Genomic DNA, 17,821 nt, shown 5'->3' with positions numbered 1-17,821 from the left:
CTAGAGTAGTTACCATCTTTTTTAACTAGATAAGAAACTAATACCTAAGCATATTAAAGAAGCACTTAATACCAAAATAAAGTTGATAAACTGACGTTTTGTTCCTTCATTAAATTTAGGCTCATCATCCTTATAACTAGGATTAACACTTTTTATGTTATAATTTAAAGAACTTTTAAAAAAAGTGTCTGAAGGAATCATAAAAAATAGCATAATAATATAAATCCCTGTGAGTATATATATAAATTGTACATTTAAAACCAACTTAACAATAATACTAATAATTATAGGGATTAGTATTAGTGAGACGCTACTTAAATATTTAGTATTCATAGTTACCTCCATACATATTATCTTATTTAAAAATTACTATTTAATAGAATTTTCAGATAGCCATTTATTTATTTGGTTTATAGAAAAATCATTTTCAGGCGTCCATTCTGTTTTTGTTACTAATACTCCTTCTTTGAATAATGCCAATGTGGGTGTATATTTAATATCATATTTTCTTTTAAAATTCTCCCAGTCTGCAGATTTTTTTTGAACTTCATTCACGTTTAAATAAGTCAGTTTATTTGTCAACTTATGTTCAGAAATATATTTTATGAATTCTGGTTCAAAGTTGTTACAGTCATCGCATGACGGTCTACCAACATATAGTATAGTTGAACCTTTTTCAAGGAACGTATCGAGATTCATATACGAAACAGAATTTAAATAATTGTAAATATCTGGATAGTCCGCATTTTTCTTTCTTTCTACAGTCAATAGCTCATTAGTCTTATTGAGTTCTATTTGTATCATAGCTGTAATGCAGAGTAATACGAATAGAACTATATAAAAAAATATGTTTTCTTCAATTTTTTTACCTCCTTTTATTTACTGTTTAACGAAGATTGCCCATTGGAATACAATATCCACCAGATATTTTTGTTCCTCCAGTACTCCAACCACCTTTTTTGAAATAATAACCACATGGACAAGGCCCCACTTCACACAGTTTTCTAGGAGATATTTTAGATTGTTCATTAGTACTTTTTGTTCCCAAAATTAGATTTCCAAACATAACATAACCCTCTTTCAATTTTTTTATATTAATTCTAGAATTCTAGAACTGATATTAAGATATCATTTTTAATTGAGTAATATACATATCATAGTACAATCCCTTTTTTGAAATTAACTCTGTATGTGTTCCTGTTTCAAATATTTTTCCATTGTCCATAACAATAATTTTATCGGCTGATTTAGTAAAAGCAGTCCTATGAGAAATAAAAAGAATTGTTTTATCATTAGCAATTCTTTTAAGTTCGGAATAAAATTTTTCCTCCGATTTAAAATCTAGTGAGGAAGTTGGCTCATCCATAATTAGAATCTCTCCCTGTTTATACATTGCTCTCGCTATTGCAATGGCTTGCCATTGTCCACCAGATAGATCCTCTCCATTTTCATATACTTTACCTAGAATGGTATTTTCTTTAGCAGGTAAATTTTCGACTAATATGTTTAAACCAACAAATTTTAAGATATTGAAAAATTTATCTTTCTCATATTTTGAATTCAAAATTATGTTTTCTTTGATCGATAAATTATACTTAATATAATTTTGAGGGATTACTGTAAAAATGCTTGTTAATTCATCTTTTGAATATTGTTCTATTGGTGAATTGAACAATTCAATTTCACCTGAGACACTCTCTAGAAGATTTAAAAGACATTTGACTAAGGTAGTTTTACCACAACCGTTTTGTCCAACTATTGCAACCTTATCTCCTCGTTCAATGAGAAATGATATATTTTTTAAAACTATCTGTTCACTATGAGGATAATTAAAACTTAAATCATTAACTTTTAAAACTGAAGAACTATTTTTATAAGAGATAGTTTTCTTTAGTTCTTTTTTATGAATTGATTCATCTTCATAATTTATAAAAGAAGCAAAATCCTCTAGATATAAAAATTCCGAAAACATAGAAGCTATATTTATTGACAAAGATAAAACAGTAGTTTGAATTGTATTTACAGATTGTAAGATTAAGACAAATACACCTAATGAAATTAAACCAAGCACAATGGAATAAGAAACTTCTATAATAATAAGTGAAATACAAAGTACCATTGCTAAACTAAGAAAAATATTTTTATTAGTAACAACTTTATTTAGATAATTAATTTTATTATTGATGAACCAATAATCCTCGCTCCACTTTGTTTTCAAAAAATTCTTTAAATTGAATACTCGAATTTCAAACGCTGAATTTCTATCTTTTAATAAGTGATTTAAATAAACCATTTCTCTAGCTTTTGGAGTGTTTTCTACATTGTTTTGGTACTTTATTTTCCCTAATTTTATATTGACTAAAATAATAGGTATAAACATAAGTAATGTTAATGCTGATAACTTAGTATAGGAAAATATATAAATAAAAAGTGATATAAAAGTGATCATATTTTGAATAACACTCATGCAACTATTTATAGGCTCCATAAAAATAGCTCCTAAATTGTTGGAAACTCGCCCTAGATGATTTTGAAAATTAGGATTTTCAAAATACGAGTATGGAACTCCAGAGGCTTTATCAATTAACATATTTTCCATTAAATAATCAATTTTAATTTCTGCTTTAGACTTAAAATAGTTTGAATACGTAGAAAGGATGTAATCACTTAAAATAAGTAGTAAAAAGAGGGTAACATTCTTAATTATGTCGGCGTGTACAATATTTTTACTATCAATATTGCTTTGTAAAATATTTACTATATTTTTAGTTAGTAACATAATAAGTACAGGACTAACACCTATATATATATTTAAAACAATTTGAAAAATAAGCCAAAATTTTAATTTACTATAAATTTCCTTGAATACATTATTCATAATATTCTCAAATTCTTAAAAAAGCTTTTAAATCATCATTAGCTTCATCATATGCTTGTTTTTTATAATTATTTTTTTCATCAGTATTATAATGGATTAAATAGGGGACAAATTGAATTTTCTGTTCGCTTAGAAAAGATTGATTTTCTTCTTTCCCAGAATCTAGGAATAAAATTTTTAGACTATTAGTTTTAATCTCTTTTCGTAACTCTACAACCAATTCTCTACAATAAACACAATTCTCATTGCCTACATAAAAATAAAAATCGTCTTTATTATTTACTAAATCAGAATACTCTTTAGGAGTTATTTCATCGAAATCAGAAATATATTTCTGATAGTTTTCTCTACTGTAAATAGAATCAATATTATTTGTAGTTTGTTCTGAATTATTATTATGTTGAAAAGCAATAATTAAAATCAAAAATAAACATATAGAAAATAATATATAAATAGCAATTCTGTTGTTTTTCATTTCTTTAAGCATCCCTTTTTTTCTCCGTAATACATATTTATAACATAAGGTGAAATAAAAGTACAGTTTTTTTTGTGTCAGCTCTATTGTTGTTCAAATTATGATCGTAACTTTTGATAGCCTAATATCCTGATTGTTGTTGCTTGATTTTGCTCGATCAATACTTTTAAGTTTTGATAGCTTTTCTTAAAAAGAAAATGAGTAAACATTTTTTACTCATTAAAATAATTCTGATCTATACTGAAAACGAACTAATAATATTTTTTTCATTTTTAAGCTCCTTTTTTGTTATTTATATAAATTTATTGACTGTACTTTTCAGACAATTCATTTATTTCATCTTTATGAGTTTCAATCAATACCTTTAGGTCGTAAATAGTTATGCCTTTTGAATAAGTTGAAGTATCTATCTTTCTTTTATTAGACCCTTCCGCTTTAAAATCAATCTGACCACTTAGAACTTCTCCATACGAAGTAACAACAACTCGATCCGAATCATCATGAAATTGATCTAGCAGATTTACAATATCAGAAGCATCGGGGCCTTTAAAAGTATTATAAAGTTGCTCACCATTTATATTTTTAAAATCAACGATCGAGTCATTTTCTTCGATACTACTACTTCCAGGTATCGAGTCACTACTCAAAATGATATTTGATGCCTCTTCACTAATCATAACTTTATCTGAACTTTTAGTATATGCATTACCTTTACTGAGAACAAAAGTTGAGCCTAACAATACAGTTGATACAGTTACTACTAAAAAGCCTACTATTTTACCTTTCATATTGAACATCTCCTCTAGTAAATTTTAACACTCTTACGAATATAAAATATACCATATACTAATAATTAAAATAATTGGTAAATTTATTGTTATCTTTTAGCAAAATACAATTAGCTTATATTTAAAATTAACGCTAGAAAACTAATGGCATCAGCTCCAGGTAGATTCAATTTTGACTATACTCAAATTTTACACATCGTTCAATCGTTCTAATGAAGATAAGTAAATATCTTTATCCTTTTCAAATCCTAAAAAATGTCTATTATTTTTTTACATACAACTCCAGTTGTTCCACTGCCCCAAGCATTGTCGAGTATCAAATCACCTTCGTTAGAATATGTTTTTATAAAATATTCAACAAGTGATTCAGGCTTTTGTGTAGGCTGTATTGCTAATCTCTGTTTGTCAGTAGCAAACGTTAAAACGCTGCGTGGGTATCGTTCTGTAGAACCACCACCAGAAATGCCTACTTTTGTTTTACCGTAGTTACTGCCATCATTTTGGTGCTTAGTGTAGCTATTTACTGGCTTATGTCCTGTTGTTTTTTGAGGGTTGTATGTAGGTAGGTAGCTTTTTATAAAAAACAAGAACATTTTCATGTGCCTTCATTGGTATTTTTTTGCGTTTAAATGTCCAGTAGCAGTTGTTTTTTCCCAAATCCATTCATACCTCAACATATCTAAATTACTGTTGGCAAGGATTTTATCAAAAGGTGTTTGAGCTGTAAGAACGATTGCCCCATTGTCCTTTATGATTCGTTTATACTCTTTCCAAAGTGGTTCAAGAGGAATTAAACTGTCCCGGTTATTTGTGGTTGCATAGGGTAAATCACAAAAAATCATATCTATAGTATGGTCTGGAATCCGTTTCATGCTTAATAAGCAGTTTTCATTAAAAACTTGATCCCACAGTTCATTAATATTTTCTACTGTTTTCATTTCTTCACTCGCTACTTTAGTCAAAAAATGACCATACTGATTATCTGCAGATAATTTTTGAATTGCTCGATCTGTAGTTTTTAAATTCAGAATCACACGCTGTTTAATTTTCGTTCCTTCCCTGTAATTCTCTGCTAAACTCCAATATATAGTATTGTTTACTTTCCTTTTTTTTAAAACATTTTGACACTACAACCTCCTTTTTTATGACACTACATTTCTAAATCTATCCCAAAAACCGCTGTTTAAACGTTTCATGAAAATACAGTTCTTAATGTTCATTCAATGCCTAATATAACGCACCCCTTTTTTTGCATGTAATCGGTTATGTACGTAACTACTACATTGATTGATTTTCCAGTGTAATGATAACTGTTCCACTCTTTTAAAGATAATCGATCACCATCCTTAAAATCTCAATCATTTTTCCTGATTTCAAATTTTTTCAATCCAGTTCGTACATCTTTAAAATATTCAGGCGCAATTTTTAGCCCATGAATCATTAAAATTCTTCTTTCCCAAAAACCTTCCTTTTTTGAGACTGAATCTACTTAGTTAATTCACCTTGTCATTTTTCTTTTTAAATGGCACGAAATTATTTCGATAAATGATAATTTTAAGTTACATAAAAAGACAAATGAATCTAGCTTATGGCTAAATTCATTCGTTTTTTTCATTTTATAAATTATTGTTCTGAAACTCTATTTACTTTCGCAATCTTTAACAGGATATACTTTCTTTTGCACCTTAAATTATTGAAAACTGAATTAAAAATGTTAAAAAAATCCCGTGATTAATAAAAATTTTTTTGAGAAATGTTAGTCTATTTTGAACTGATTTTTATTTGCTTTTGCAAACTCTTTAAAAGAAGTCAATTTTACGTTATACGTTTTTAATAAATTAATATCCACATTGTAACCAACTAAATTATCCCATTCCTGACCTAAGATAGAAAATGGATGCGTTCCTTCTCTTTTTGATTCTTCGATACTAAGTGTTGAGACCTCAATCTCTTTTCCTGTGACTTTTGAAATGATTTCAGCAATATCTTTATACGATAGTGATTCAGCAGCTAGTTCAATATTGTGTTCATTGAATTTTTCAGGATTTTCAAAGGCTGCACAAACAAACACAGCAAGATCTTTAACTGAGATATAATCTATTTGTGTATCAGCAAAAGTAACGGTTTTTATTTTCCCTTGTCTTAAATCAGGATACATGAGCTCGACTTTCTCAGTGAAATTCTCCATAATCATGGCTGGTTTCAGTATTGTCCATGAAGAAAATCCTGCAGAACGAACAGCTTCTTCTATATCCCACTTATCGGTCCAATACTTTTCAAACCAATAACCTGTTCCCCATTTTGGAAACTCGGTATATCTACTTGTGGCTGCAACAGAAGTATGTACAAATTGTTTCACACCACTTTTAATTGCACTTTGAATAACTGCATACGCTTGCCTTCTCTCCCTGTCATTTTCGATAGTATCTATTCCAGAAATTGGGACTGAAAATACAGCATCAACGTTCTTCATAGCATTTTCCAAAGAAGACGAATCATCAAAATCACCTACTACAGCTTCGGCTCCTTTTTGAATAAGATCTTGGACTTTAGATGTGTTTTTGTCTCTTACTAAAACTCGAACATTAAAGCCTTGTTTCAGCGCTTCATTTGTGACAGCACCTCCTTGTAATCCGGTAGCACCGACTACTAAAATTAATTTTTGATTGTTTGATTTCATATATAAATCACCTTTCGAGTATAAAGTTTTTTTAGCATTTATGTAACAGTTCACCTTTTTTATCATTGAACAAGATATTTAAAAACCACAGCAAACATGTTACAATCACTTTATTATGTTTAAACAAATAAAACAAGTACTGTCTTTTTTTGTATGTACTACTATTTTTGGTAGTAATGAGAATGTTTAGGAGGATATTATGAAAAAAATACAAAATACTACACACCTGAATGCTCTTTAGCAAAAGTGCAGAAAATGTTAGGTGGAAAGTGGAAATTGGTGTTACTATGGTATCTTTCAGAGCAACCACGGCGATTCGGAGAAATTAACCGTTGTTTTCCTGAGATGACACAATCAATGTTGACCAAGCAACTAAGAGAACTAGAGCAAGATAAACTTGTCCACCGTGAAGTTTACAAAGAAGTTCCGCCAAAAGTAGAGTATTCATTAACTGAGTTAGGTGAAAAGTTTTTTCCGATTATAGAAACCATGTTTGAGTGGGGAGAGAAGTATTTAGATAACTGAGTTTACTTGAAAGTTGAAAAACACATTCTAACACCTTGTCTTATTTGGATTTGGGACGAACATTTCTATTTTGACACGTATCTATGAGGGACACTCAAAGCAGATAGTAAAAGCTATTTTCATTTTTAATTTGAGGAATCGATACTTAGAGTGTCCAGAAAATGACTATTTTTGGAAATCAAACATTTAAGAGAATATGACTCGCAGGTTCGATTTACCGAAAACAAAAAGCCGATGCAAAACAAGCATTTGGCCATCTAAAAGCTAAATTAGTGTTGGATCGTTCCAATTTGCGAGGGAAACAAGGTCATGACACTAAATTTAAAAAAATTAGGGACCTATATGGATGAAAAGACACGAAAAGAAGAAAAACAAGTTAAATTTTGATAATCATCAAAATTTAACTTGTTTTCTTTTTTGAAGGACTATTGTCCCAGACTCTCTTTTGTATTATTTGTCTTTTATTGTCATTAAATTAATTACTCTTCATCAATTCCGTCACATAAAGGACAGTATCAGGTTGTTCTTTTTCAATCTTAGCAATTGCTTCAGAAAAGTTTGGTAGATGGTCTTTGTGTGCAATCAGTAGTTCATCCAATAATGTTTTAGACATTGCTCCGCCAGGAACTAATGGATTGATCGTGAAGGCATGTAATGCCGCACCATAATCTCCGTCAATAGCTGCACGAATAACCGTCTCTTCCATTCCTTTCATCACTTGAATGATTCCACGAGCAGCTGGTGGGAATGCGCCCCAATTGTACGGCTCATGTCCATGTGCAGTTACAGGACCTGACACTTCAACAACACAATCATATGGTAAATCAGTGATGGTTCCATTATTTTCAGTTGAAACGACCATATCTGTACGTTTATCATTATGGATCGATGCAATCAACTCACATGCAGCATCACTATAATGTGTCCCACCACGTTGTTCCAACTCTTTTGGTTTGTAATCTAAGTTTGGATCTTTGTATAGTTCAAATAAACGAGCTTCTGTTTCTTTTACCACTTGGGCTCTTGTCTCACCTTTTTCAAATTCTTCGATTGAATGCTTCAGCATTTCATCTTCAATATAATAATAGCGGTGGTAGCCACATGGTAACAAGCCTAAATCCTTGATTTGTTCATAATGGAAAGGGGCATTATGAATATTTTTCAAATGACTCTCAGAATCCTCTTGAGGTCCATAAATCAAATCGATCAACTCTTGTGTGCGCTCATTTCCTTGTTTATCCCATACACGGTGCCAATGGAAGTGGTTGATACCCGCAAATTTGAAGAATAAATCCTCTTCTGGAATGCCTAATTTTTCAGCTGCTTGTTTTCTGTGACCGATCGGTACATTACACAAACCGGCTGTTTTCTTCCATCCACCATGTTTGATTGCCGCTTCTGTCACCATGCCAGCAGGATTAGTAAAATTAACAAGCCATGCATCTGGACATAATTCTTTCATATCTTCAATGATTCCAAGAACCACAGGAATCGTACGGAATGCTTTAAACATACCACCTGCTCCATTTGTCTCTTGACCTAATACGCCATGAGATAATGGAATACGCTCATCTTTGATCCGAGCATCAAGTAATCCTACTCTAAATTGTGTTGATACAAAATCAGCATCCTTTAAAGCTGCACGACGGTCTAAAGTTAAATGAACCTCCCAGTCTAGACCAGCTGCTTTGACCATCCGTTTAGCCATAGCACCAACAGTTTCTAACTTCTCTTTTCCTTCTTCAATATCAACTAACCAAATTTCTTTGATTGGCAGTTCGTCTTTTCTTTTAATATATCCTTCAATCAATTCTGGTGTATAACTAGATCCTCCACCAATTGTTGCGATTTTCAATGCTTCTCTTGTCATGTGTTTCCCTCCTGATTTTTTGTTCAGAATACGTTCTGACATCGTTTACAATATCATGATAATATGTGGGAATGTTCCCATGTCAAGCACTATTTCAAATTATTTTATGTTATACTTATTAAAATGAAAAGAAGTTGCTTAGACTCTGAATACTAATAAAAATTCATTCTAGCGATACTCATTGTCGCAAATTTTTTTAGGTTTTATAATTTTCAGGCTAACGTTATACTTCTCTATTCATTCAATTAGTGAGGTGTTGGAATGACAACGATTATTGATGTAGCCAAAAAAGCACAAGTCTCAAAATCTACTGTTTCTAGAGTCATTTCTGGAAATGGTTACGTTAGTGAGGAAAGTCGTTTAAAAGTGTTAGAAGCAATGGAAGCGTTATCGTATTCTCCAAATTTGATTGCTCGTAACCTTCAAAGTGGTGAGACTAAAACGATTGGTTTTCTTGCTCAAGGGTTTATCGATCCTTTAGGTATTTTTCTTGAAAGTTTCATCTCTATAGCAAAATCCTATAATTATTATGTAACCCTTTATTTTACCGATGGAGACAAGAAAAAGGAAATCGATGCGTTAAACCAAATGAGGTATAAACAACTAGACGGTGTTTTTATTTTGACTAGAGCAAATAAGTGGGAACTGATTGAACCCTACAGTATTTATGGCCCAATCGCTACCTGGCATCGTATTGATTCTGAACGAATCTATTCTTCATATATTGATCACTATTCAGGTTATTTACGCTCGTTGGATTATCTTTTTCAGCGTGGATATCGTTCGATTGGGCATGTTTTAGGGCATTTTGAAAACTTGAATACAAAAGCACGATTAAAAGCAATTGATGATTTTCATAGAGAAAAAAATATTTCTATCAATGATGAATGGATTTTCCGTGATGAGAATCGAACCGACAATGGACGTCGCATTGCACAACTATGGCATGAAATGATGAATAAAACAGATGCAATGGCGTTTTATACTGATTCAGTCGCCGCAGGTTTTATCTCCGAACTTCAAACATTGGGTTACTCCATTCCAGAAGACGTCGCTGTTATTGGCTTTGATAATAGTGAGATCAGTCGATTGATGCATATTACGACTGTCGACTATTCACTTAAACTACAAGCAGAAAATTCATTTATCTATATTCATAATCAACTCAATAAAGAAACCATTCCAGAACAAGAGATGAGTGTTCGCTTGATTGAAAGAATGACCGTACCTTTTAGAGAACAAAAAAAGAGCAATGAAGATTAAAACCTCCATTGTTCTTTTTCTTGTCTATTTCGCTACTTTTTTACGTTCATTTTTTAAAATTGAGATTGATTGCTTCAATGATTTCAACACGCCGCCTTCACTATAAACTAGGACATTTGATTTATAGAGTTTTGCTGAGAACATCGTTAGTAAAATACCAAATACAACAAGAATCAATACAGAAATCACTGCTCCTGTTGTTGTTACTGTCTCACTTGCTAAACGAATCGGCATAATGAAAGATGAAATCAATGGAATATAAGAAGATATTTTGATCACGATATTTTGTGGATCTGTTGTTCCTAATGAAATTCCGATAAAATAACCGATCATTGCAAGATAGAGAATCGGCTGAACAGCTTTTGCTGTGTCTTCAGGTTTTGATACCAATGAGCCACATAATGCCGCTAAAACTGAATAGACCAACACACCTAGTACAAAAAATATTAATGTGAAAAATAAGAAACTACCGAAAATATTGGTAGAAGAAAGACCTTCTAATAACCCTTTCACCATTTCTACATTTTTTAATTGTGTATAGCCGATTCCTATTGCCGCGGCATAAATCACAATTTGTGTCATAGCAACTAAAATGACACCTGTTAGTTTTCCGTAAAAATGTGTTTGAGCTTTGGTACTTGATAAAATAACTTCCATGATTCGTGTTCCTTTTTCAGAAGCGATTTCTTGTGCAATAATCGATGCATAGGTAATGATAAACACCCAAAGAATGATCGTTATTACAAATGACATAGCTGACTGAATTGCTGTATTATCTTGACCTGTTGTCATTTTTCCATCGCTATCAAAACTAACTTTAGTTTTCTCAAAATTGGCTGGTTGACTTAAACTGGTTAATTGTTCTGTCGTCAAATTTAATTTACTTGCATTCAGTGAGGACTGAAGTCCGTTAAGCATTTGCCCCATCATCAATTCTGTTGTTGTACCTAAAGATGATTCTGCATATAGCTTGGCTTGAATTTGTTCTGTTTTAGTATCCAAGACAAGAAATGCATCAAGGTCTTCATTTTTCAATTGCTCTTCGGCTTCTTTTTGCGACTTGATTACTTTGAAGGTATAATCATCTGTCTTTGATTTAGATAATTGCGTTGCTAATTCTTGATTATTTGAGACAAGCCCAACTTTCGTTTCTTCAGAAAAACCTCCTGCTAATGAACCAGCAATATAAATAATGCCCATTACAATAAATGGCACCAGGATCATAATGATAAAAGAAACAGATTTAACATTTTTCTTGTACACATCACTCGCTATAATCCAAAATTTACTCATTTGGTTCACCTGCTTTCATCTTGAATATCTCTTCTAAGGTTGGAGGTTGCTGATTAAACATTGGTATATAACCAAATTGAGTTGCGCGAGCAAAAATCTCTTGCCCAGCTTTTGGATCGTTTAACGTGACTTCCAAGACACCATCACTACGCTTTATAGTAGAGTTTACACCTTCGATTGCCAAAACATCTTCTGGATTTAAAGGGGATTCTAAAAATACTTTTGTACGTCCAAAACTTTCACGTATTTCATGAACCTTCCCGTTAAGAACCATCTTGCCGTTTCTTAACATTACAAGGTGATCACAGATTTTTTCTACATTGTCCATATTGTGACTAGAGAAAATAACACAAGAACCTTTCTCTTTCAATGATATGATTCCCTCTTTTAAAAGCTCCGCATTGACTGGATCTAATCCACTGAATGGTTCATCCAAAATAACTAATTTGGGCTCATGAATTAGTGTTGCAATCAGTTGAACTTTTTGTTGATTTCCTTTAGAAAGTGATTTTACTTTATCTGTTTTTTTTCCTTTGACTTTGAATTTTTCCATCCATTCATCAATTTTAGGTTCAATTTCTTTTTTCGTTTTCCCTCTTAATTGCGCAAAATAAATCAATTGTTCTTGAATAGAAACTTTTGGATACAAGCCACGTTCTTCGGGTAAATAGCCGACATCGTTATAGTCTTTCCCGCTTAGTTGATGCCCATTCCAAAGTACAACACCGCTATCTTGCGTTAAAAAATCCAAGATCAAACGAAAAGTCGTTGTTTTACCTGCACCATTTTGGCCGATCAACCCAAGTATTTTTCCGTCTGGGATTTCAAATGACATATTGTCAACAGCTGTATAGTCCCCAAACGTTTTAACCAAATTCTTTACTTCTAACATTCCCCATCCTCCTATGTTCAAATTAAATAAGCGCTTTAATAAAGAGTAAGTTATTCATTTTTACTGATCAAAACAACTTTGGTTTTAATAAATTTCACTATAAATCACTAAATATTCAGATAATTTCATGAAAAATTGTTTTACTTTGTTAAACCATTCACTTCTTTCATTTTATAGTATCGCGAGTTAATAGCCATGTCAATTTTTTTCGCATATTAGTCCTTTTCACTTGACAAAAAAATGAAAAGTAGGAGAACTGAATTCACCTAAATAAATGCAGTTCTCCTACTGATTACTGATCTAATCAGCCTTGTCTTTAGAATTCAGTTCTTCTTGATGTAAATGCTCATACACCTTTTTAGCAACATTTTTTGGTAAACCAGATGCATTCAATTCTTCGATTGAGGCTGCAGTGATATTTTTTAATGACTTAAACTGCTTTAACAATTCTTTTTTTCGTTTTGGTCCTAATCCTTCTATATCATCCAAACGTGAAGCAAAACTATTTTTACTTCGTAGTTGCCGATGAAACGTAATCGCAAATCGATGGACTTCATCTTGAATGCGCTGTAATAAAAAGAACTCTTGCGAATTTCTTTCTAAGGGAATAATATCTAAATTAGGTCCGAAAAGAAGTTCACTTGTTTTGTGTTTATCATTTTTAGCCAAACCTGCGATTGGAATATCTAACCCTAATTGATTATTCAGTACTTCTTTTGCAGCATCTATTTGACCTTTTCCGCCATCAATCACGATCAAATCTGGAAATGGCAAATTTTCTTTTAAAACACGAGCATAGCGGCGATAGATTACTTCGCGCATTGAGGCGTAATCATCTGGTCCCTTAACGGTCTTAATTTTATATTTTCGGTATTCTTTTTTATCGGGGCGTCCATCAATAAATACCACCATTGCCGAAACTGGATCTGTCCCCATGATGTTTGAGTTATCAAATGCTTCAATTCTTATAGGCGTTGGTATATTCATCGCATTTCCTAGTTTTTCAACTGCGCCAACTGTTCGTTCTTGTTTACGCACGATTAGATCAAATTTTTCCTGTAAAGCAACTGTCGCATTTTTACCAGCTAACTTGACTAATTTCTTTTTTTCTCCTCTTTGAGGTTTTAAAACTTTTGTTGAAAGCATCGCCTCCACACTTGCAATATCGATATTATCTGGAATTAAGACTTCTCTGGGGATAAAGTGTTCATTTTCTTGATAAAATTGCCCGATAAACGTTAAGAAATCCTCCTCTTCTTCATTATAAAAAGGAAAGATAGAAACGTCTCTTTCAATCAATTTGCCTTGACGAATAAAGAATACTTGAACACACATCCACCCTTTATCAACTGCATAACCAAAAACATCACGATCAACTAAATCTGCATTCGTCATTTTTTGACGTGTCATGACTGTTTCGATTGCTTTGATTTGATCACGATATTCTGCCGCTTTTTCAAATTCCATATTTTCTGCTGCTTCATTCATTTTTCTTTGTATTTCTTCTTGAATGACCGGGTGTCCACCGTTCAAAAAACTTTTGATCTCTGCGACCATTTCTGTATACGTTGATTTTGGAATGTCAAAAACACAAGGAGCTAAGCATTGCCCCATATGATAATAAAGACAAACCTCTTTTGGTAGCACTCGACATTTTCTTAACGGAAAAAGGCGATCCAGTAACCGTTTTGTCTCATTTGCTGCACCCACATCCGGATAAGGACCAAAGTATAATGCTTTATCTTTTGACACTTTTCTGGTAATCAATAATCGAGGGTAGTCCTCGTTGGTAATTTTAATAAACGGATAACTTTTATCATCTTTCAACATGATATTATACTTAGGATCATTTTTATGAATCAAATTGATTTCGAGAAGTAAAGCTTCAATATTTGATTCAGTTACTATATATTCAAAATCTTCTATCTCACTGACTAGCCGTTCTGTCTTTGTATCATGGCTGCCGCTAAAATAAGAGCGTACACGGTTTTTTAACACTTTCGCTTTACCAACATAAATGATTGTTCCATTTTTATCTTTCATCAAGTAACAACCTGGTTGGTCAGGAAGCAATGCTAATTTATGTTTGATTTTTTCGTTCATAGTACTTCCTTTCTAGGTTAGGGATAGATTATATTATACCATTTTCTATAGATTTAGGCATAAAAATGAGGCTGGAATATAACTCTACGAGTTATATTCCAGCCTTAAGGAATCCGAATAAACGGTTTAATTCTAAAGATACTTGTCGATCAATGCACGTAGTTGCTCTTTTGAATGAACACCAACTGCTTTTTCTACAACTTCTCCGTCTTTTTTCAATAGTAACGTTGGAATACTCATGATCCCGAATGAAGCTGGTGTTTCTGGATTTTCATCTACATCCATTTTCGTGATTTTTACTTCACTTTCATCATATTCTTCACTCAATTGTTCTAAAATCGGTGATTGCATACGACAAGGACCACACCATGTCGCCCAAAAATCGATCAAAACAAGACCGCTATCTGTTTCAGTTGAAAATTCTTTATCCGTAATTACTTGTGTCATATTATAAGCCCTCCCATTTATTAAAGCTAAACAAGTTTCACCTAGTATTAACAGAATAATAATAAAAATTGACTGAGATTTTTTTATCTCATTCTATTTCTATCTTTTTTCAAAAAGGTTAGCCTGTAAAGCTAGATATTGGTTTCTGAATTAATTATAGCACTGGTTTGTTCATTCGACTAATTTTCTGCTTACTAAAGGTAAGCATCTTATTTGAATTTTACGATTGTCGCTCCATTACCGCCTTGGTTTCCAGGAGCAAATTCAAAACTACTCACACTGTGATGATTTTTAAGGTAATCCGTAATACCTGTACGTAAAGCTCCCGTCCCCTTACCATGCACGATCGTAACTTGAGAATAACCTGCCAAAATTGCTGCATCCAGGTATTGATCTACTTCAGCTAATGCTTCTTCATAACGCTTCCCGCGTAAATCTAGTTGGTTCGCTACATGACTGCTTTCACTTGATCGAACAGCTGTTACTCTTTGCGTCACTTCTTTTTCTGGTGCAACAGGAGTCATGTCACTTTCGTTCACTGACATTTTTAAGATTCCCAATTGTACTTGCCATTCATGGTCGCTAGACTTACGAATCAGCGTTCCTCGTTGCCCAAATGTATTAACGATTACTTCATCACCTGTTTTTAGTTTCTTTTGTTCTTTAGCTTTTTTCAGAACTTTATTTTTTTCAAGTTTTGCTTCTTCTTGATGTAATTGAGAAAGTTTAGATTTTGCATCGATTAATTGGTGCTCTTTGATACCGCCTTGATTGCTACCACTTAGCTGCATTTTACGAATATCTGAAATAATGCCTGCTGCCTCTTCTTCTGCTTGTGACACGAGTTCATTCGCTTTTTGGCGGGCTTTTATCATTTCTTTTTCTCGTTCATCAAAAAAGTAACTGTAGGCTTCTTTCAACTCGTGATGCAACCGTTCAGCCTCATCTACATAATGACGAACTTCTAGATATTCAGTTTCGGCCATTTTACGACGATTCTCTAAATCAGCGATCATTTCATTTAAATCTTGGCTTTCACCGTCCATGATATGTTTTGCTTCATCAATGATCGCTGTATCTAAGCCAAGACGTTTTGAAATTTCAAATGCATTACTTCGTCCTGGAACACCGATCAATAAACGATAGGTCGGGCTCAACGTATCCACATCAAATTCCATACTGGCATTAATGGTCCCTGCGCGATTATAACCATAGACTTTTAGCTCAGGATAATGGGTTGTTGCCATCACATAGGCACTTTTACTCCCTAATGCATCTAAGATGGAAATCGCTAGCGCTGCCCCTTCTTGAGGATCAGTTCCTGCACCTAGCTCATCGAATAACACTAAACTATGACTATCTACTTTTTTCAACACATCAACGATATTCGTCATATGAGAAGAGAATGTACTTAAACTTTGCTCGATCGATTGTTCATCACCAATATCGGCAAAAATTTCATCAAAAATACCCATTCGGCTTTCTTCACCCACTGGAATTGGCAAACCAGATTGCCCCATCAATTGAAGTAATCCTAATGTTTTCAGTGTGATCGTCTTACCACCCGTATTTGGTCCAGTAATCACAATCGCCTGATAATCTTTTCCGATTGTAATGTCATTAGGAACAGCCTTTTCTTGATCCAATAATGGATGTCTTGCTTGTTTAAAGTAAATATGATTTTCTTCACTGATTTCAGGAACTACAGCATTCAGTTCTTTACCAAAACGAGCTTTGGCATTTACAAAATCTAACTTACCGATCACATAAGCATTATGCATAATATCATTTCGATGCGGAACTAATTCAGCGGATAGCTCAGATAAAATTCGCTCGATTTCATTGCGTTCTGCAATTTGATGTTGGCGTAAACGGTTGTTCAGATCAACGATCTGCTTTGGCTCTACAAATAGCGTTTGGCCTGAAGCACTTTGATCATGGACTACTCCACCAAAAACACTTTTATATTCTTGTTTAACTGGAATAACATAGCGTTCATTTCTCATTGTTACGATTGCATCGCTTAAATACTTGGCGTTTTTCCCTCTGACGATACCATCCAGCTGTTCGCGAATCGTCTGTTCACTTCTCCGTATACTATTTCGAATATTTTTTAACTCAGGTGATGCTTCATCGGTCACTCGTCCATCTTCGTCGATAGATTCTTTCAATCTACGACTCAGTTCTGGTAAAACGATCAATTGATCAATCCAAGCGTAAAGTCTGAGTAAATCGATTTCGCTATCTTGTAAATCATTAAAAAACCGTATAACTTCGGAAGTCGTAGACAACACACGTCCTATATGGGCTAATTCGACTCCGTTCAAATCAGCTCCTATTTCGATTCGTTTCATATGTGGACGAATATTCTCTAATTTAGGAATTGGAATACCACCGCGTAAACGTTGGATCTTCAATCCATCTTCGGTTTCTTCTAGCCAAGATTGAATACTGGATCCATCATTTACAGGAAGTAGGTGCTCGATTTCTTCTAAACCTTGTGCTGTAACAACGTACTGAGAAATTAGCTGTTTCACCTTATCAAATCCTAAAGTTGTTAAAATTCGTGTATTCATTTTTTCACCTTCTGTTCTTGTAATACTTTTT

General features: G+C 33.0%; 17 protein-coding genes and 1 pseudogene. 2 read left to right on the top strand and 16 right to left on the bottom strand.

Features of this window, described 5'->3' with window-relative positions:
- Positions 1–21: 21 nt before the first annotated feature.
- The 10 genes and pseudogenes from IGI43_RS00620 to IGI43_RS00575 all read right to left on the bottom strand — a co-directional run bounded on the left by IGI43_RS00620 (position 22) and on the right by IGI43_RS00575 (position 6,821).
- Positions 22–333 (bottom strand): hypothetical protein, encoded by a 312-nt coding sequence (locus IGI43_RS00620; protein ID WP_438755871.1) that lies wholly within the window; start codon positions 331–333, stop codon positions 22–24.
- Between the two features lie 36 nt (positions 334–369).
- Positions 370–837: a thioredoxin family protein gene (locus tag IGI43_RS00615; protein ID WP_438758787.1), complete on the bottom strand. Its 468-nt coding sequence runs from the start codon at positions 835–837 to the stop codon at positions 370–372.
- A 49-nt stretch (positions 838–886) separates the two neighbouring features.
- On the bottom strand, positions 887–1,066 hold the full coding sequence (locus tag IGI43_RS00610; RefSeq protein ID WP_438755870.1) for a hypothetical protein: 180 nt from the start codon (positions 1,064–1,066) through the stop codon (positions 887–889).
- 54 nt (positions 1,067–1,120) lie between these two features.
- The gene (locus tag IGI43_RS00605; protein ID WP_438755869.1) at positions 1,121–2,878 is read right to left on the bottom strand and encodes an ABC transporter ATP-binding protein; all 1,758 of its coding nucleotides are present in this window, start codon (positions 2,876–2,878) and stop codon (positions 1,121–1,123) included.
- Positions 2,879–2,885: 7 nt separating this feature from the next.
- Complete coding sequence (locus IGI43_RS00600) at positions 2,886–3,365, bottom strand: hypothetical protein (protein ID WP_438755868.1); 480 nt, start codon at positions 3,363–3,365, stop codon at positions 2,886–2,888.
- Positions 3,366–3,655: 290 nt separating this feature from the next.
- Positions 3,656–4,141 carry a hypothetical protein gene (locus tag IGI43_RS00595; protein ID WP_438755867.1) on the bottom strand — a complete coding sequence of 162 codons (486 nt, stop codon included), beginning with the start codon at positions 4,139–4,141 and terminating at the stop codon, positions 3,656–3,658.
- 248 nt (positions 4,142–4,389) lie between these two features.
- On the bottom strand, positions 4,390–4,734 hold the full coding sequence (locus IGI43_RS00590; RefSeq protein ID WP_438755866.1) for a DNA methyltransferase: 345 nt from the start codon (positions 4,732–4,734) through the stop codon (positions 4,390–4,392).
- Between the two features lie 12 nt (positions 4,735–4,746).
- Positions 4,747–5,079 (bottom strand): hypothetical protein, encoded by a 333-nt coding sequence (locus IGI43_RS00585; RefSeq protein WP_438755865.1) that lies wholly within the window; start codon positions 5,077–5,079, stop codon positions 4,747–4,749.
- A gap of 278 nt (positions 5,080–5,357) precedes the next feature.
- Positions 5,358–5,582, bottom strand: a pseudogene (locus tag IGI43_RS00580) (DUF3850 domain-containing protein).
- Between the two features lie 315 nt (positions 5,583–5,897).
- On the bottom strand, positions 5,898–6,821 hold the full coding sequence (locus tag IGI43_RS00575) for an NmrA/HSCARG family protein (RefSeq protein ID WP_438755864.1): 924 nt from the start codon (positions 6,819–6,821) through the stop codon (positions 5,898–5,900).
- 255 nt (positions 6,822–7,076) lie between these two features.
- Between IGI43_RS00575 and IGI43_RS00570 the strand changes: the two genes are divergently transcribed.
- Positions 7,077–7,346: a winged helix-turn-helix transcriptional regulator gene (locus tag IGI43_RS00570; protein WP_438755862.1), complete on the top strand. Its 270-nt coding sequence runs from the start codon at positions 7,077–7,079 to the stop codon at positions 7,344–7,346.
- A 475-nt stretch (positions 7,347–7,821) separates the two neighbouring features.
- On the opposite strand, the gene IGI43_RS00565 is transcribed toward IGI43_RS00570, so the two are convergent.
- Positions 7,822–9,216, bottom strand: coding sequence for a 6-phospho-beta-glucosidase (locus IGI43_RS00565; protein ID WP_438755861.1), 1,395 nt, complete (start codon positions 9,214–9,216; stop codon positions 7,822–7,824).
- A gap of 261 nt (positions 9,217–9,477) precedes the next feature.
- Between IGI43_RS00565 and IGI43_RS00560 the strand changes: the two genes are divergently transcribed.
- Positions 9,478–10,479, top strand: a complete 1,002-nt coding sequence (locus tag IGI43_RS00560; RefSeq protein WP_438755859.1) for a LacI family DNA-binding transcriptional regulator — start codon at positions 9,478–9,480, stop codon at positions 10,477–10,479.
- Between the two features lie 24 nt (positions 10,480–10,503).
- Here the strand turns inward: IGI43_RS00560 and IGI43_RS00555 are convergent, their stop codons facing one another.
- From IGI43_RS00555 to IGI43_RS00535, 5 genes are all read right to left on the bottom strand, one after another.
- The gene (locus IGI43_RS00555) at positions 10,504–11,772 is read right to left on the bottom strand and encodes an ABC transporter permease (RefSeq protein WP_438755858.1); all 1,269 of its coding nucleotides are present in this window, start codon (positions 11,770–11,772) and stop codon (positions 10,504–10,506) included.
- The gene (locus IGI43_RS00550; protein ID WP_438755857.1) at positions 11,765–12,664 is read right to left on the bottom strand and encodes an ABC transporter ATP-binding protein; all 900 of its coding nucleotides are present in this window, start codon (positions 12,662–12,664) and stop codon (positions 11,765–11,767) included. The genes IGI43_RS00555 and IGI43_RS00550 overlap by 8 nt, the downstream gene beginning before the upstream one ends.
- Positions 12,665–12,964: 300 nt before the next feature.
- Entirely contained in the window at positions 12,965–14,767 is a 1,803-nt protein-coding gene (gene uvrC, locus IGI43_RS00545; RefSeq protein WP_438755856.1) for an excinuclease ABC subunit UvrC, read from the bottom strand.
- Positions 14,768–14,899: 132 nt separating this feature from the next.
- Positions 14,900–15,214 carry a thioredoxin gene (gene trxA, locus IGI43_RS00540; RefSeq protein WP_438755855.1) on the bottom strand — a complete coding sequence of 105 codons (315 nt, stop codon included), beginning with the start codon at positions 15,212–15,214 and terminating at the stop codon, positions 14,900–14,902.
- A 209-nt stretch (positions 15,215–15,423) separates the two neighbouring features.
- Complete coding sequence (locus tag IGI43_RS00535) at positions 15,424–17,790, bottom strand: endonuclease MutS2 (RefSeq protein ID WP_438755854.1); 2,367 nt, start codon at positions 17,788–17,790, stop codon at positions 15,424–15,426.
- Between the last annotated feature and the right edge of the window lie 31 nt (positions 17,791–17,821).

The sequence above is a fragment of the Enterococcus sp. AZ126 genome (assembly GCF_051714545.1).
In the GTDB taxonomy this organism is placed as follows: domain Bacteria; phylum Bacillota; class Bacilli; order Lactobacillales; family Enterococcaceae; genus Enterococcus_L.
The sequence above is the reverse complement of the archived record's forward strand: the minus strand, read 5'-3'. Positions and strand labels throughout refer to the sequence as shown.

What these genes read in the sequence shown, in the direction of transcription:
- IGI43_RS00590 (WP_438755866.1), bottom strand. Translation starts at nt 4,734, where the DNA reads ATGTTCTTGTTTTTTATAAAAAGCTACCTACCTACATACAACCCTCAA.
- uvrC (WP_438755856.1), bottom strand. Translation starts at nt 14,767, where the DNA reads ATGAACGAAAAAATCAAACATAAATTAGCATTGCTTCCTGACCAACCA.
- IGI43_RS00570 (WP_438755862.1), top strand. Translation starts at nt 7,077, where the DNA reads ATGTTAGGTGGAAAGTGGAAATTGGTGTTACTATGGTATCTTTCAGAG.
- IGI43_RS00600 (WP_438755868.1), bottom strand. Translation starts at nt 3,365, where the DNA reads ATGCTTAAAGAAATGAAAAACAACAGAATTGCTATTTATATATTATTT.
- IGI43_RS00585 (WP_438755865.1), bottom strand. Translation starts at nt 5,079, where the DNA reads ATGAAAACAGTAGAAAATATTAATGAACTGTGGGATCAAGTTTTTAAT.
- trxA (WP_438755855.1), bottom strand. Translation starts at nt 15,214, where the DNA reads ATGACACAAGTAATTACGGATAAAGAATTTTCAACTGAAACAGATAGC.
- IGI43_RS00610 (WP_438755870.1), bottom strand. Translation starts at nt 1,066, where the DNA reads ATGTTTGGAAATCTAATTTTGGGAACAAAAAGTACTAATGAACAATCT.
- IGI43_RS00550 (WP_438755857.1), bottom strand. Translation starts at nt 12,664, where the DNA reads ATGTTAGAAGTAAAGAATTTGGTTAAAACGTTTGGGGACTATACAGCT.
- IGI43_RS00595 (WP_438755867.1), bottom strand. Translation starts at nt 4,141, where the DNA reads ATGAAAGGTAAAATAGTAGGCTTTTTAGTAGTAACTGTATCAACTGTA.
- IGI43_RS00605 (WP_438755869.1), bottom strand. Translation starts at nt 2,878, where the DNA reads ATGAATAATGTATTCAAGGAAATTTATAGTAAATTAAAATTTTGGCTT.
- IGI43_RS00575 (WP_438755864.1), bottom strand. Translation starts at nt 6,821, where the DNA reads ATGAAATCAAACAATCAAAAATTAATTTTAGTAGTCGGTGCTACCGGA.
- IGI43_RS00560 (WP_438755859.1), top strand. Translation starts at nt 9,478, where the DNA reads ATGACAACGATTATTGATGTAGCCAAAAAAGCACAAGTCTCAAAATCT.
- IGI43_RS00620 (WP_438755871.1), bottom strand. Translation starts at nt 333, where the DNA reads ATGAATACTAAATATTTAAGTAGCGTCTCACTAATACTAATCCCTATA.
- IGI43_RS00565 (WP_438755861.1), bottom strand. Translation starts at nt 9,216, where the DNA reads ATGACAAGAGAAGCATTGAAAATCGCAACAATTGGTGGAGGATCTAGT.
- IGI43_RS00555 (WP_438755858.1), bottom strand. Translation starts at nt 11,772, where the DNA reads ATGAGTAAATTTTGGATTATAGCGAGTGATGTGTACAAGAAAAATGTT.
- IGI43_RS00535 (WP_438755854.1), bottom strand. Translation starts at nt 17,790, where the DNA reads ATGAATACACGAATTTTAACAACTTTAGGATTTGATAAGGTGAAACAG.